Genomic DNA, 15,179 nt, shown 5'->3' on the forward strand with positions numbered 1-15,179 from the left:
GTTCGCCGAGGGCTCGCCGGCGGTCCGGAACCCGCCCTGGTTCCCGGTGTCCTGGGTCCGCTGCTCCCCGGTCTGACCGCCGTCGCCGTTCTGGCCGTTGCCGTTCGGGCCGCTGTCGCTCCGCTGGGCCGAGGCCGAGTCGCCGCCACCGCCGCCGCAGGACACCAGGGCCGGTACGAGCAGGGCGGCCGCCAGCCACCGGGCCGCTCGGCCGGCTGTGCCGCCTCCGATGTGCCGGGTCCCGGGCATGCGTTCTCCCATCCGCGCGCGAGCGTGGGCCGGTCGGCCCCGCCGCACGGTACCCGTTCGCATACGGCCCGGCGGGCCGCCGCGCGGTCGCCGGCCAGGCCCGCCGCCCGGTCGGCGCAGCCGTGTGCGCGCCGGACGGCCGGGCATGGAGTCGGCATAGAGTCGGAGCGGACGAACCGTCAGCAGCACCCGTCAGCCGTCATCGGACCGAAAGGACCCCCACCGTGAGCACGGACACCCGCCCGGTACCGGAGCTGGCACCCGAGGCCGTCGAACAGTGGCGCACCGAGGGTGCCGAGCTCGTCGACCTGCTGGCCCGGGCCCGGCGCGGCGTCGGCGGGATCGCCGCGTTCCGGCTCGGCCCGGAGCCGACCGTCCTGGTCACCGACCCGGCGGCGGTGCAGCACGTCCTGGGCCGCCACCCGGACCGGTACGTCAAGCGCTCGCACCGCGCCCGGATGCTCGTCGGCGACGGCGTGCTGTCCGCCACCGGGGATGCCTGGAAGCGCCAACGGCGGCTGCTGCAGTCACAGTTCACCGGCACCGGGATGCGCCGGTACGAGCAGCGGATCGCGGCGGCGGCGCGCCGCACCGCCGAGCGCTGGGCCGGCTACCGGCGCAGCGGGGAGACCTTCGACGTCGGCGAGGAGATGCGCCGCTTCGCCCTGGACACCGTCTGGCGGGCGCTCACCGGACTGCCCCTGGACGACCGGACCGACCGCGAACTCCGCGCGGTCGAACGGGTGGTGGCCGCCATGCCGAAGCTGCCGACCGACGCGGCGGACGCCCGGGACGCCGTCGCCGAGGACCTGGCGCTGGTCGACGCCGTGGCGCACGCCGCCATCGACGCGGCGCGCGAGGCCGGCCCGACGGAGGAGCCCGGCGTGCTCCGGGTGCTGCTGGAGGCGGGCGACCAAATCCCCGCGTACACCGACCGGTTGATCCGCGACGAGCTCGTCACCCTGCTCGTCGCCGGGCACGAGACCACCGCCACCACGCTCACCTGGCTCTTCCTGCTCCTCGACGAGCACCCCGAGGCCCGGACGGCCGATCCGCAGGCGCTGGTGAGCGAGACCCTGCGGCTCTACCCCTCCGCCTGGCTGCTCCCCCGGCACGCCACGCAGGACGACGTCATCGAGGGCCACCACATCGCCGCCGGAACGGACGTGCTGGTCTGCCCGTACCTCATCCACCGCGACCCGGCCCTGTGGCCCGACCCCGAACGCTTCGACCCGGCCCGCTTCGCCCCGGGTGCGGAGCGCCCCGGCCACCTCGGCGCCTACCTCCCCTTCGGCCTCGGCGCCCGCGCCTGCCTGGGCACCCAGTTCGCCCTCCGGGAGACCACGGCGCTGCTGGAACTCCTGCTGCCGATGGGCGAGTTGGCCTACGTCAGCAAGCCGAAGGGCGCCGCCTACAGCATCACCGTACGGCCGGACGGACCTTCGCCCGCCGTCCTGCGCTGAGCGGGCCGGCGCCGGGGAGCGCGACACGGGCGGGCCCGCGCCGGGGAGCGCGACACGGGCGGGCCCGCGCCGGGGAGCGCGAAACGCGCGGGCCCGCACTGTCACACCCGGGCGCCGGGATCCGTCGGGGAGGTGACGGCACCGCTGATCGCACCGATCACGGCGACCCCGCCGCTCCCGAGAGGAACACCACGATGACCAGCCGATCCATCACCGCCGAGGTCCCGCAGCGCCCCCGCATGGCCCAGGACCCGGTGCAGCTCGTGCCCGCCCTCGCCGAGGTCTCGGCCGCGCTGTTCAAGGCCACCGGCAACCGCTCGGTGCCCCGCACCACCATCAGCCTGGTCCAGCTGCGGGCCGGCCAGATCGCCGGCAGCACCTACCTGACCGTCCTGCACACCGGCTTCCTCCGCAAGGCCGACGAGACCGAGGAGCGCATCGCCTCGGTGTCCTCCTGGCAGGACTCGCCGTACTTCACCGCCCCCGAGCGGGCCGCCCTCGCCCTGGTCGAGGCCGCCCTCCAGCCCAACCAGCACGGCGAGCGCGTCTCCGACGCCCTGTACGCCGAGGTCGCCGAGCACTACGACGAGGAGGCCCTGGCCACCCTGATGATCGCCATCGGCCAGGTCAACTTCTTCACCGCCATCGCCCTGATCGCCAAGCCCGTCCCGGGCCGCTCCTTCACCGACCCCTGGGCCTGACCGTTCCCTTCCGGCCACGGGAGCGCCTACCGGGCAACTCCGCCCGGCGGGCGCTCCCGCTGTCGACCGATCACCGGTGTCCGCATAGGCTGGTCCGCGCTCGAACGGACTGGCGATCGACCGCCCGTCCGTCCGGGCCCGCGGGCCGGGATGCCGGAGGGGGCAGGTCCGCGGGACACGAAGGACACAGGGGGACGAGAGACATGCGTGAAGAGCGGGAACCCGACGGGTACGCCGGGTACACCGAACTCGACGAGGACCACGTCGAGTACGTCGAGTACGAGGACGGGACCGGGCACGAGGGGGAAGCCCCGCGCCGCTCCGGCGCGCGGAAGGCCGTGCTGGTCGCGGTCGGCGGGGTGTTCGCCGCGCTGCTGGCGGTCGGCGGGTACGGCCTCTACAACATCGTGAACGCCGTGCAGGGCGGCAACCCGTCGAGCGGCGGCAGCGGCACCCAGGGGTCCGACACCGCGGCGAAGGCCCCGCAGACACCGCCGACCGCCGAGCAGGCCGCGGCGGTCGCCAAGGACTTCCTGGCGGCCTGGGGCCGCGGGGACGTCACCGCCGCCTCCGCACTGACCAACCGGCCGGAGACGGCCCGCGCCGCGCTGGCCGCCTTCCACGAGAACGTGCCGGCCCGCACCCTCGCGCTGACCGGGACGGGCCCGGCGGCGACCGGCACGGCGGAGGAACCGGCCGTCGGCTTCCGGGTGAAGGCCGAGTTCGAGGGCGCGACGGCCGCCTGGGAGTACGACAGCACGCTCAGCGTCGTCCGGGGCGAGAGCGGAAAGGCCGTCGTGCGCTGGGCGCCGACCGTGCTCCACCCCCGCCTCGGGCCGGGTGGGACGATCGCCGTGAAGGCGCTGCCCGACCCGGTGACCAAGCCGGCCGACCGCAACGGCAAGCCCCTGGAGGGCTTCCCCTCGCTGGCCGCCGTCCTGCCCAAGATCGCGCCCGCCGACGGGGAGACCGTGGTCAACGGGCGGGCCGTGGTGCTCTCCGGCGGCGCCGGGAAGGATCCCGAGCAGCTGTTCGTACTGACCCCGCCGAGCGCGCCGCAGGTCAAGCTCACCCTGGATGCCGACCTCCAGCGGGTCGCCGAGGAGGCCGTCAAGCAGCAGGCCGCGGGCGGCAAGCCGGCCTCGCTGGTGGCCGTCCAGCCGAGCACCGGCCACATCCTGGCGATGGCCTTCTCGCCCAGCGGGTACAACCGCGCGGTCTCGGCCGGCCAGCCGCCCGGCTCCACGATGAAGGTGATCACCTCGGCCGCCCTGCTGCAGGCCGGCGTGACCCCGGACACCGTGGTGCCGTGCAAGAACACCACCAACTCCCCGCGCCCGTGGCACAACGACGAACCGGGCGACTTCCCCTCGTACACGCTCACCGACGACTTCAGCCACTCCTGCAACACCGGCTTCATCGACAAGGGCCTGGAGAAGCTGCAGCCCGGCACGCTCGCCAAGGTGGCCCGCGACCAGTTCGGCCTCGGCCTGGAATGGCACATCGGCATCGACAGCCGGGACGCCACGATCCCGCTGCCGGCGGACAAGGACGAGGCCGCCGCCGAGTACATCGGCCAGGGCAAGATCCAGGTCAACTCGCTGGCGATGGCCTCGGTCGCCGCCACCGTGCAGAGCGGAACGTTCCGCCAGCCCGTCCTGCGGGAGGACGCCAAGCGCGCCACCGCCCCCGGGAAGCTCCCCGCCGGCGTCGCCCAGGACCTGCGCGCCATGATGGCCAAGACCGCCACCCAGGGCACCGCCCGCGCCCCGATGTCCGGCCTCACCGGCCAGATCGGCGCCAAGACCGGCACCGTCGAAACCGGCGGCCAGTCCACCAACAGCTGGTTCATCGCCTACCGCGGCGACCTCGCCGTCGCCGCCGAGGTCGACGGCGGCGGCCACGGCAACAGCGCGGCCGGCGTGGCGGCGGCCCAGGTCCTCAAGGCGGGCAAGGGCTGACGGCTGCCCCGTCGACCCGCGCGGCCGTACGTACGTCCGCACGGGTCGGCGGGCCCCCGGCGCTCAGAACCGCCACCGCGGGGCCCGCGCCACTGCAACCGGAGCGGAAAGGGCTTGCCGAAACCGGAGTTCGGGTGTCACCATCGGCGCCATGATCTTCAGAATCGAGCCCCTCACCCGCTGGTGAGCGCCGCTTCCGGGCCGCTGTCGCCCGGCATCCCGAGCAGCTTCCACGACCACGCGCTGCGCCTGCACCGGCTGACGCCGGACGGCCCGCTCCCCCGGGACGGTGCGCCGTACCCGGACGGCGGGCGGCCCCGCCCCAAGGCGCCGGACGACCTGCGGACGGCGGGCGTTCAGGTCGCCCGCCTCCTGGACGGGCACTTCGCCCGGCCCTCCGCGCCGCTCCGGGAGCTGGCCGACGCGCTCGGCGAGCTCTACGTCCCGATCCACCCCCGCGAGTCCGTCACCGCGGCCGCCCACCGGGCCGACCCGGAACGCGTCCGGCGCACCGGACGGTGGCTGGTGCGCCACGGGACCGACGAGGGCAGCGTCGTGACGGGGCTCGCCCTGCTCGCCGAGGTCGGCACCACGGCCGACATCCCGCTGATCCGGACCATCGGACTGCTGTCCAACACCTTCGGCCCGCTCGCGGCGCGCGCGCTCGAACGGCTCGACGGGGGCACGGCCCACCTGCTCTGGCTGGCCGACCGGACGGCGGGCTGGGGGCGGGTCTACGTCGTCGAGGCGCTCTGCCGGCTCGACGACCCGGCCGCCTGCCCCTGGCTGCTGCGCAAGGCGATCGACGGCGACTTCCTCAACGGCTACTTCGCGGGCCGGGTCGCCGTCGCCGGCCGACTGCACGAGGCCGTCCCGGAGTTCGGGCGGGACCGCGAACTCCTCCACCACACCGGACACTTGCTCTACATGCTGACGCACAGCTCGGGCATGGGGATGACCCTGGGCCACTACCCCCACTCCGCCGCCGTCCTGGCGGCCCACGCCCGGCACGCCGGCGATGCGCCACCGACCGTCGAGACCTTCCAGTTCGTGGCCACCCTGGCCCTGCACCTGGCCACCGCGTCCGCCGAGGACTGCGGCTGCACCGAGGAGCAGCGCACCGCCGTGCTCGCCGCGTACCTCGCCGTCCTCGACCGCGAGGACTGGTGCGAGACGGCCCGCGCCGCCCTGGCCGCGGGCGACCGGTGGCTGCTCTGGTTCGCCGACCACAGCCGGCCCCGGCTGCGCCTGCGGGCGTTCGAGGACCGGGCACCGGCCACCGAGAGCCCCGGGGAGGTGAACTGATGCCCGTTCACATCGCGCACCTCGGCACCGGCCCGTACCTGGAGAAGGGCCGGGAGCACCGCCTCGGGTGGCCGGGTCAGCCGGCGGTGACGCGGAAGACCGGGTAGCCCGGGGCGACCCGGAGCAGCTCCTCGGCCGGGGCGTCCGGGCCGATCCCGTCGAAGAAGTAGCCGACCTCCCACTTCCATCGGCGCAGGTAGGCGCGCAGCACCTCGGGCTTGTCGGCGTCCGGGAGTTCGGTGGCGTGGAAGACCTCGGCGCGGCGGCCGACCCGCAGTTCGCCGGTGCCGGCCGCCCGGAGGTTGCGCACCCACTGGGTGTGGCCGCGCGGGGCGACCAGGTAGCGCTCGCCGCCGTGGGTGAGCAGGTTGACGGGATTGGTGCGCCATTCGCCGCTCTTGCGGCCCCGGACGGCGAGCACCCGGGAGCCCCAGAGGCTCACGCCGGCCCGGGTGAGGGCGGCGACCGCGCGGTTGGTCAGCCGGTTGGCGGCGGCGCCGAGGCGGGTGGTGGGCGCGACCAGGCGGGTGGTGGGGTCGGTCGGCCGGGGGTTCGGGTTCTCGGTGCTGGACATCGGCCTGCCTCGATTCTGTGACTACCGCTTCTTTTCGAGAGCACTGCTCTCGTTTCGACATCCTCAGCATGGCACCGGCGGGCACTCGAAGCAAGAGCAGTGCTCTCACTTGTGTGCACCGATCCGACATGTGGCAGGCTGGCCCCATGCCAGCGATCCGGACCGCCCGCGCACGGGCCCGCGAGGAACTCACCCGCGAGATCAAGCAGGAGGCGCGCCGCCAGCTCGCGTCCGTCGGCGCCCAACAGCTGTCGCTCCGGGCCGTCGCCCGCGAGCTGGGCATGGCCTCCTCCGCCCTCTACCGCTACTTCCCCAGCCGGGACGAGCTGCTGACCGCGCTGATCATCGACGCGTACAACGAGCTCGGCGACGCCGCCGACCACGCCCTGGCCGGCACGGAGCAGGCCGCCCCGCGCGACCGCTGGTGCGCCCTGTGGACCGCCACCCGGGACTGGGCCCGCGCCAACCCCCACGAGTTCGCCCTGGTCTTCGGCACCCCGGTGCCCGGCTACGCGGCGCCCCGGACCACGGTCGAACCCGCCGCCCGGCTGCCCCTCGCCCTGATCGGCGTGGTCCGCGACGCCCCGCTGCGGCCCACCCCGCCCGGCCCCCCGCCACAGGGCGCCCTGCCCGGACAGCTGACCGCGCTCGCCGCCGCCTTCGCCCCCGGCCTGCCGCCGCACGTCGTCGCCCGCGGGGTGTCGGCCTGGGTCCAGCTCATCGGTCTGATCGGCTTCGAGCTCCACGGCCACCTGGTCGGCTCGATCGACCCGGCGGACGACTTCTTCACCTGGACGGCGGCGCAGACGGCCGACACGCTCGGGCTCTGAGGGGGGCGGGGCCTGGGGCGCTCGGGCAGGCGGCGGGGTCAGCTCGGCCGGAGCCGCGCCGCCCGCCCCTCCAGGTACCGCTGCTCGGCGAGGCTCGCCGTCCCCCTGGCGGCGCGCCGGTAGTGCTCGTACGCCCCCGCCCGGTCGCCGTCGCGCTCCAGCAGGTGTGCCCGGACCGACAGCAGGCGGTGGTGTCCGGCCATCCGGGCGTCGGTGTCCAGGGTGGCGAGCAGGTCCAGGCCCGCCCGCGGGCCCTCGGCCTCGGCGAGGGCGACGGCGCGGTTGAGGGTGACCACCGGGTTCGGCGCGATCCGCTCCAGGACCAGGTAGAGGCCGTACACCTGCCGCCAGTCGGTGTCCGCGGCGGTGGGCGCGTCGGCGTGCGTGGCGGCGATGGCGGCCTGCACCAGGTACGGGCCGAGCTCCGGTCCGGCCAGCGCCGCCTTGACCAGCGCGGTGCCCTCGTCGATCAGCTCGCGGTCCCACGCCGTACGGTCCTGCTCGTCCAGCGGCACCAGGTCGCCGGCGGCCGTCGTCCGGGCGGCGCGGCGGGCGTGGGTCAGCAGTATCAGGGCGAGCAGCCCGGCCACCTCGCCGTCCCCGGGCAGCTGCGCGTACACCGACCGGGTCAGCCGGATCGCCTCCCGGGCGAGGTCGGGCCGGTCCAGCTCGCTGCCCGAGGACGCGGTGTAGCCCTCGTTGAAGATCAGGTAGAGCACGTGCAGGACGACCCGCAGCCGTTCCTCGCGCTCGGCGCCCGCGGGCGCGGCGAACGCGCTCCCGGCGGCCCGGATCCGCTGCTTGGCCCGGCTGATCCGGGCCGCCATCGTGGCCTCCGGCACCAGGAACGCCCGGGCGATCTCGGCCGTGGTCAGCCCGCCGACCGCCCGCAGGGTCAGCGCGGTCTGGGAGGCGGCGGTCAGCGCCGGGTGGCAGCACAGGAACAGCAGCAGCAGCGTGTCGTCGGTGTCCGGCACCTCCTCCGGCACCACCTCGGCGGCCGCCGTCGCCGACTCCCGCTCGCGGCGCGCCCGGTCGCTGCGCACCTGGTCGACCAGCCGCCGGGAGGCGACCGTCACCAGCCACCCGCGCGGGTTGTCCGGCACCCCCTCCGACGGCCACTGCACCGCGGCGGCGAGGACGGCCTCCTGCACCGCGTCCTCGCAGCCCTCGAACCGGCCGTACTTGCGGACCAACGTGCCGAGGACCTGCGGCGTGAGCCCACGCAGCAGGTCCTCGATGCCGGGTGCTGTCATGCCTCCAAGTTTCCGTCGGAGAACATCACCTGCCGCACCTCGACGCCCAGACCCTCGATCCGGGTGTCCGGGATCCGGGCCGCCAGCTCGATCGCGCGCTCCTTGTCCTCGCAGTCGACCAGGTAGAAGCCGCCCAGGAACTCCTTGGCCTCCAGGAACGGCCCGTCGGTCACCACCGGCTGCCCGTTGCGGACCTTCACCACGGCGGCCTGCGACGGGTCGACCAGCGCCTGGGTCAGGATCAGCTCGCCGGACTCCTTCAGCTCCTCGATGAACGTGCCGTGCCCGGCGCCGATCGCCGCCTTCTCCTCGTCGGTCAGCGCGTCCAGCACGGCCGGGTTGATGTGCAGACTGATCAGGAACTTCATCAGAGTCCTTTCGTGGATACCCCCGGCTTCAGCCGGGGCAGGAAACGAGACTCCCGCGTAGCGGGGCAGGGATAGGCAGACCGCCGTCAAGGCGGTGTGCCATCTCGGTAGGTGATTACCAATCACATGGTCACAAGCAGTGGTTGCTAGTGTGTGATCCGTGGCGACCACCCATGTGAAGCGGGCGTTCAAGTACCGCTTCTACCCGACCGATATGCAGGCGGCTGAGCTGTCTCGCACGTTCGGGTGCGTGCGGAAGGTCTACAACATGGCGCTCCAGGCCCGCACCGAGGCATGGACGCTACGCCAGGAGCGGGTCAACTACAACCAGACGTCGGCGATGCTGACGGCGTGGAAGAAGACCGGGGAACTGGCCTACCTGTCCGAGGTGTCCAGCGTCCCGTTGCAGCAGACGCTCCGGCATCTGCAAGGGGCGTTCGCCAACTTCTGGACCAGGCGGGCGAAGTACCCGACGTTCAAGTCGCGGAAGAAGTCCCGCAAGTCCGCCGAGTACACGAGCTCGGCGTTCCGCTTCCGGAACGGATCGCTGACCCTGGCGAAGATGGCCGAGCCGCTGGAGATCGTGTGGTCGAGGCCGCTGCCCGAGGGGACGGTCCCATCGACGGTGACGGTGTCGCAGGACGCGGCCGGACGCTGGTTCGTCTCCGTGCTGTGCGACGACCGGCCGGCCATGCCCGAGCCGGTGAACACGGCGGTCGGGATCGACATGGTCAGGAATCACACGCTCGCCCGCGCCATCAGCGACGCGAGCTGGACCGAGATGCGGTCCATGCTGGAGTACAAAGCAGCCTGGTACGGCCGGGACCTGGTGGTCGTGGACCGCTGGTTCCCATCGTCCAAGCTGTGTTCGGCCTGCGGCATCCTGCGGGGCATGATGCCACTCAACGTCCGCGAGTGGACGTGCGGCTGCGGAGCGGTCCACGACCGGGACGTGAACGCGGCGATCAACATCCTGGCCGCCGGACTGGCGGTTGCAGCCTGTGGAGACGGTGTAAGACCTCAACGGAGCACTCCGGGCGGGCAGTCGTCGATGAAGCAGGAAGTCGTCCCACCGCAGCGCTCACGCGCAGCGGCTCAGCCGCGAGGCTGAGGGGAACCCCCCTCGTTTGCGAGGGGGAGGAAGTCAACTCGTGACTCCCTCGGGTGCGCGGGCCTCGGCGGGGCCGCTTCGACCGGTGGTCGGAGCGGGCGCCGCCGTCTTGACGTCCTCCGCCGGACATCCCGCACGAATTCTTCCCGTCAAGAACCGGCCGCCGCTCAGCCGCCCGTCCGCTTGATCCACTCGCCGCCGCCCGGCGGGTAGTCGTAGCCGGGGCGGCCGACGTCGGCGCTGGTGCGGAAGGGGGTGCCGCTGTTGTCGACGCGGACGGTGCCCCGGCGGCCGCCGCTGGACCACTCCAGCGTCAGGTCCCAGCGGACGTCGTGCGCCTTGGTGTGCGCGGTGACGTAGAAGACCTCGGGATCGGACTTGCTGACCTTGTACGGGAAGTCGCGCTGGCCGCCCTTCACGGTGACCGCCGGGCTGCCCCGGTCCAGGTCGACGTCGAAGGACTTGGTCTCGACCCCGCCTCCGCAGCCGACACCCATCGCGTAGTCGTTCCAGGCGAGCGGCGCGCCCTTGGCCGCGATCCGCACGTGCAGCGCCTCCAGGACGACGGTCTCCGCCCCGGTGCCCTGGACGGTCAGGGCGACCAGCTGCTCACCGGAGGAGACCGCGCCGAAGGCGGCGGCCCAACGGGGTGCGTCGCTCTCGCCGGCGGGCGGACCGACCTGGGCGGGACCGCTGTTGACGAGGAAGTGCTGGCTGCACTGGTCCTCGTAGACGTACGGGCGGGTGCGGACCGTGAGCGGCGGGGGCGCGGTCTCGGACGGGGTGGGGGTGGGACCGGCGGTTGGTGTGGCGGTCGGGCTCTGCGGCGGCGCGGGGTCGGGCGGGGTGGGGGCGGAGGGGGACGGGTCCGGCGCGACCGCCGCACCCGTCGCCGTCGTGGCCGTACCCGTCGTGGCGGTGCCCGTCGACGTGGCACCGGCCGCCTGCCGGTCGCCCGCGTCGTCCCCGCCCCAGATCGCGGGGCGCACCACGACCACCACGGCGGCCAGCAGCACGACGGCCACGGCGGAGGCGATCAGCGCGGTACGGCGGCGCCGCGGCGGTACGGGCGGCGGCGCCACCTCGACGACCGGCTCCACGGCCGACTGTAGGTCCACCGTCGACGGCGGCTCCACGGCCGCCGGCAGATCGACCGCTGACGGCTCCACCACCGGCGGCGGCTCCGCGACCGGCGCCCGGTCCGCCCGGCGGCCCCGGCCCGCGTCCGCCAGGATCCAGTTCCGGTGCAGCTCCACCAGCTCGTCCGGGGTCGCCCGGCACACCCGCGCGAAGCGCTCCACCGGCGTGTACTCGTTGGGCAGCGCCGTGCCGCTGCAGTAGCGGTGCAGCGTCGACGTGCTCATGTGCAGCCGCTTGGCCAGCGTTCCGTAGCTCAGGCCCGAGCGGGTCTTGAGTTCGCTCATCAACCGCGCGAACTCCTCCGCCCCGGCGTCCCCTGTTCCGTCCGACACCCGACTTCTCCGTTCCCCCCGCGTCCCGTCCCAGCGTTCCAGGCTCGACTCGTTTCCCCTGGTCAGAGCCGGTCACGCCGTTCCACCTTACCCATCGTGCCGACGGTGCCGGCGGCCGGGACGGAACGCCCCGCAAGCTCCGGTCATCCGATCACCGCACCACCTGCACGAATGCCGAAAGGGGCACGCCCACATGTCCGTCCGTACCTCCCGCACCCGTCTGATCACCGCCGCCGCGGGCATCGCGCTCGCCGCCCTCTCGATGACCGCGTGCGACAACAGCGGGGACATCGCGACCGCGACCGGCCCCTCGCTCAAGGCCACTCCCTCGGTCGCGTCCACCCCTTTCGTCCCGGCGCCCACCGACCCCACGACGACCCCAACCACCGGCACCGGCACGGGCACCGGTACCTCCTCCGGCACCTCCTCCGGTCCCACCGCTGAGACCCCCACCCCCGCGCCCCGGCCCACCGGCCCCAAGCCCGCCACCGCCACCCCCGCACCGAAGTCCCCCACGGCTCCCCCGGCCCCGGCCGCCCAGCCGGTCACCTGCACCGGCTCCACCACCAAGACCACCGCCGCCCCACTGAACCGACCGGTCAACCACCTGCTGCTCACCGTCACCAACACCGGCCCCGGAACCTGCTACCTCCACGGCTACCCCGCCGTCCGCTTCGGCGAGGCCCAGTCCGTACCCCCGGTCATCGCCGACTCCAAGCCCCAGGCCGTCGTCACCCTCCAGCCCGGCCAGTCCGGCTACGCCTCCGTCAACCTCTCCTCCGCCGACGGCACCGGCAACACCGACGGCCACACCACCACCACGCTCGCCGTCCACTTCCACGGCCCCTCCGGCAACGAGAGCGTCGGCACCCCGGCGAACCCGTCGCTGCCCGCCACCGGCGTCTACGTCGACGACTCCCTCAAGGTCACCTACTGGCAGCAGTCCATGGACGACGCCCTGTCCTGGTGACACCGCCACCACCCCGGCGGAACCCACCACCCCCGGTTCGAGGGGCAACCGTCGGCCGCGCCCTGGTGAACGGCCGAGGAATTCTTGATCATGCCCCAACTCCCCACCCGGTCACGGCAAATAATCACACCACAACCCTTGGTAGCGTGGCGTCACCACGACCTCGTGCACCACACGACGCGTACCGAGGACCGCACCACCGTCGAGACGAGAGAGGGCACATGGCCCCCAGGACGATCCGCCGAGCCGTCATCCCCGCCGCCGGGCTCGGTTCCCGCCTCCTGCCGCTGACCAAGGCCACGCCGAAGGAGATGCTTCCGGTCGGCGACAAGCCGGTGATCGAACACACCGTCCGCGAGCTGATCGAGAGCGGCATCACCGACATCACCATCGTCGTCAACGGCGACAAGGGCATGATCCAGGAGCACTTCCGCCCCAACCCCGTCCTCGTCGACCAGCTGCGCCGCGACGGCAAGGCGGCCTTCGCCGACGCGGTCGAGGAGGTCGGGGAGCTGTCCCGCCGGGGCCACATCAGCTACCTGTACCAGCACGGCCCGTACGGCAACGGCACCCCGGTGCTCAACGCCGCCCGCCACTTCGGCGACGAGCCCTGCCTGGTGCTCTGGCCGGACGACGTCTTCGTGGCCGACGTCCCCCGCGCGCAGCAGCTGATCCGGGCGTACGAGCAGACCAACGCGCCGGTCCTCGCGCTGATGCCGATGGCCCCCGAGGACTCCTACCGCTACGGCGTACCGGTGGTGAAGGAGGACCTCGGCGGCGGCTCCCTGCGGATCAGCGGCCTGGTCGAGAAGCCCAAGCCGGTCGACGCCCCCTCCGCGTACGCGGCCATCGGCGGCTACGTCATCACCCCCGGCATCGTCGACGAGCTGCGCGAACTCACCCGCCGCTGGCACGAGAAGCCGGAGGACGAGGTCTACCTGACCGACGCCATCAACGCCTACGCGGCCCGCCGCGCCGTCTACGGCCAGGTCATCGCCGGCACCTGGTACGACACCGGCAACCCCGCCGCCTACCTCCGCGCCCAGTTCGCCGCCGCCCTCGCCAACCCCGAGTACGGGCCCGACCTGCGCAGGCTCGCCGCCGAACTCGCCCCGCCGACGGAGTAGTCGGCCGATCGCCGGAGGGCCCCGCAGGCTGCCGAGGGGGTGGTGCGGCCCGGGAGCCCTCCGGGGCCCCTCGGCAGACCCGTCCGGCCCTCAGTAGTCCGGCAGGTCGAAGGCGGTGGCGGCGCGGAAGGCCGCCTCCATCTCCACCCCGGGCACGTCGAAGCCCGCGAGGGCGTCACCCGGCGCACCGTCGTCCCCGGGCTCGGCATCGGACCCGTAGAGGTCGGCGGTCAGTTCGAGGATGGCCTGGTTGGCCGCCACGTGGTCGCGCAGCCGCCGCTCGTAGGCGGGGAAGGCGGTGCGGTGGTCGCCGCCCGCGGCGCGCAGTTCACCGGCCAGCACGTAGGCGGCGGTCAGGGCCACGCTGGTGCCCTGGCCGGTGAACGGGGAGCAGCAGTAGCCGGCGTCGCCGAGCAGGGCGACCCGGTCGTTGGACCAGCGGTCCATCCGGATCTGGGCGACGACGTCGTAGTGGAACGCCTCCGTCTCCCACATCGCCTCCAGGAAGCGCGGCACCTCCCAGCGCAGGTGGGCGCAGCGGTCGGCGACCAGCCGGCGCTGCTCGGTACGGTCCCGGGGCAGCATCCGGTCGAGCGGCTCGTCGGTGGCGAAGCCGACGAAGACGCGCAGTTCGGTGTTGTCGCGGACGGTCATCGCCATGCAGTGCCAGCCGGCGCCGGACGGGTGGATGACCTCCCAGCGGTCGAGACCGAGGTGGTTGGGGACGCTCCAGCCGGCGATGTACGTGTTGATGGGGTGCAGGTAGTCGGCCTCGGGGCCGAAGACCAGACGGCGGGTGTTCGAGTGCAGGCCGTCGGCGCCCACCACGAGGTCGAAGGACTGCTCGGCCCCGCCGCGGAACCGGACCTGGACGCCGTCCCCGTACTGGACCAGGGTGTCGATCGAGTCGCCGAAGCGGTACTCGACCCCCGGCCCGGCCGCGCCGGCGATCAGCTCGGCGAGTTCGTCCCGCAGGATCTCCACGTCCGGGCCGCCGACCGGCCCTCCGCTGGCCGTCCACTCGGTGGTGCGCTTCAGCTCGCGGCCGTCCCCGTCCACCAGGGACATCCCGCGCAGGCCGGTCCGGCGGGCCCGGACCTCCGCCAGCAGCCCCATCCGCTCGACGACCCGCAGGGCGTCGCCCCGGATGTCCACCGGCTGGCCGCCGCCGCGCAGCTCCGGGGCCCGCTCGACGACGGTGACCCGGAAGCCGTACCGCTCCAGCCAGTACGCGAGGGCGGTGCCGGCGATCCCGGCACCGGAGACCAGGACCGAGACCGGACGGGCGCCGCCGCCGCTCGGCGGGGCGCTGTTCGGCGGGGTGCTGTTCGTCTGGGTGCTCTTCGACGGGTCGGTGCTCGACACGGTGGACCTCCGGTGAGTCGCTGGTGCTGTCGTGAACCACCCTGCGACCGGCCACCCACAGCACGGGAACAGACCGCTGCCACCACCGACAGGTCACCGACAGGGCACTGACAGGCCGCCGTCGGCAGCCGACCGGGGTCGTCCGCATATGAAGGGACCCCCACGGCAGCGGCAGCCGGAAGCCCGAGGAGGAGCGGGACTTGGCGGTGCACCCCTTCCTGTGGTCGGAGGAGGCGCGGGCGGACCCGGCGCCACCAGTCGGCGGGACGTGCCGGTGCGCGAAGTCCCCGGGTCGGCCGCCGAGTTCGCGTGCGGGCCGGGGCGGGCGAACCCGGGTGTCTCGGGGAGGTGCGGCGCGGGCGCCGCCCCGGCCTCCGGTGCGGGCCCGGCATCGGATGGCGTAGTACTTCTCGCGCGGCCCTTGGGC

13 protein-coding genes are annotated in these 15,179 nt (G+C 73.8%); 8 read left to right on the forward strand and 5 right to left on the reverse strand.

Annotated elements, in window-relative coordinates; all coding sequences use genetic code 11:
• Nucleotides 1-473: 473 nt before the first annotated feature.
• The 4 genes from IE332_RS26880 to IE332_RS26895 all read left to right on the forward strand — a co-directional run bounded on the left by IE332_RS26880 (nt 474) and on the right by IE332_RS26895 (nt 5,679).
• On the forward strand, nt 474-1,712 hold the full coding sequence (locus tag IE332_RS26880; protein ID WP_189921176.1) for a cytochrome P450: 1,239 nt from the start codon (nt 474-476) through the stop codon (nt 1,710-1,712).
• A 194-nt stretch (nt 1,713-1,906) separates the two neighbouring features.
• On the forward strand, nt 1,907-2,413 hold the full coding sequence (locus IE332_RS26885; RefSeq protein WP_189921178.1) for a carboxymuconolactone decarboxylase family protein: 507 nt from the start codon (nt 1,907-1,909) through the stop codon (nt 2,411-2,413).
• A gap of 203 nt (nt 2,414-2,616) precedes the next feature.
• Entirely contained in the window at nt 2,617-4,374 is a 1,758-nt protein-coding gene (locus tag IE332_RS26890) for a penicillin-binding transpeptidase domain-containing protein (protein ID WP_189921180.1), read from the forward strand.
• A gap of 183 nt (nt 4,375-4,557) precedes the next feature.
• Nucleotides 4,558-5,679, forward strand: coding sequence for a hypothetical protein (locus IE332_RS26895; protein WP_229928940.1), 1,122 nt, complete (start codon nt 4,558-4,560; stop codon nt 5,677-5,679).
• 76 nt (nt 5,680-5,755) lie between these two features.
• Here the strand turns inward: IE332_RS26895 and IE332_RS26900 are convergent, their stop codons facing one another.
• Complete coding sequence (locus tag IE332_RS26900; RefSeq protein WP_189921187.1) at nt 5,756-6,253, reverse strand: nitroreductase family deazaflavin-dependent oxidoreductase; 498 nt, start codon at nt 6,251-6,253, stop codon at nt 5,756-5,758.
• A gap of 146 nt (nt 6,254-6,399) precedes the next feature.
• On the opposite strand from IE332_RS26900, the gene IE332_RS26905 reads away from it, so the two are divergent.
• Nucleotides 6,400-7,083, forward strand: a complete 684-nt coding sequence (locus tag IE332_RS26905; protein ID WP_189921189.1) for a TetR/AcrR family transcriptional regulator — start codon at nt 6,400-6,402, stop codon at nt 7,081-7,083.
• Between the two features lie 38 nt (nt 7,084-7,121).
• Here IE332_RS26905 and IE332_RS26910 read toward each other — a convergent pair whose 3' ends face one another.
• Together IE332_RS26910 and IE332_RS26915 are read right to left on the reverse strand one after the other, a co-directional pair.
• Entirely contained in the window at nt 7,122-8,339 is a 1,218-nt protein-coding gene (locus IE332_RS26910) for an RNA polymerase sigma factor (RefSeq protein WP_189921192.1), read from the reverse strand.
• On the reverse strand, nt 8,336-8,707 hold the full coding sequence (locus tag IE332_RS26915) for a YciI family protein (protein ID WP_189921194.1): 372 nt from the start codon (nt 8,705-8,707) through the stop codon (nt 8,336-8,338). The genes IE332_RS26910 and IE332_RS26915 overlap by 4 nt, the downstream gene beginning before the upstream one ends.
• 160 nt (nt 8,708-8,867) lie before the next feature.
• Between IE332_RS26915 and IE332_RS26920 the strand changes: the two genes are divergently transcribed.
• Nucleotides 8,868-9,818 (forward strand): RNA-guided endonuclease InsQ/TnpB family protein, encoded by a 951-nt coding sequence (locus IE332_RS26920; RefSeq protein ID WP_189921196.1) that lies wholly within the window; start codon nt 8,868-8,870, stop codon nt 9,816-9,818.
• A 167-nt stretch (nt 9,819-9,985) separates the two neighbouring features.
• Here IE332_RS26920 and IE332_RS26925 read toward each other — a convergent pair whose 3' ends face one another.
• The gene (locus IE332_RS26925) at nt 9,986-11,242 is read right to left on the reverse strand and encodes a helix-turn-helix domain-containing protein (RefSeq protein ID WP_189921198.1); all 1,257 of its coding nucleotides are present in this window, start codon (nt 11,240-11,242) and stop codon (nt 9,986-9,988) included.
• Nucleotides 11,243-11,483: 241 nt separating this feature from the next.
• Here IE332_RS26925 and IE332_RS26930 point away from each other — a divergent pair, with 241 nt between their 5' ends.
• Together IE332_RS26930 and IE332_RS26935 are read left to right on the forward strand one after the other, a co-directional pair.
• Nucleotides 11,484-12,260 (forward strand): DUF4232 domain-containing protein, encoded by a 777-nt coding sequence (locus IE332_RS26930; protein WP_189921200.1) that lies wholly within the window; start codon nt 11,484-11,486, stop codon nt 12,258-12,260.
• Nucleotides 12,261-12,481: 221 nt separating this feature from the next.
• Nucleotides 12,482-13,387, forward strand: coding sequence for a UTP--glucose-1-phosphate uridylyltransferase (locus IE332_RS26935; RefSeq protein WP_189921202.1), 906 nt, complete (start codon nt 12,482-12,484; stop codon nt 13,385-13,387).
• Between the two features lie 90 nt (nt 13,388-13,477).
• On the opposite strand, the gene IE332_RS26940 is transcribed toward IE332_RS26935, so the two are convergent.
• Nucleotides 13,478-14,752: an FAD-dependent monooxygenase gene (locus IE332_RS26940; protein ID WP_189921204.1), complete on the reverse strand. Its 1,275-nt coding sequence runs from the start codon at nt 14,750-14,752 to the stop codon at nt 13,478-13,480.
• Between the last annotated feature and the right edge of the window lie 427 nt (nt 14,753-15,179).

This window comes from Kitasatospora xanthocidica, from assembly GCF_014656195.1.
GTDB classification, from domain to species: domain Bacteria; phylum Actinomycetota; class Actinomycetes; order Streptomycetales; family Streptomycetaceae; genus Kitasatospora; species Kitasatospora xanthocidica.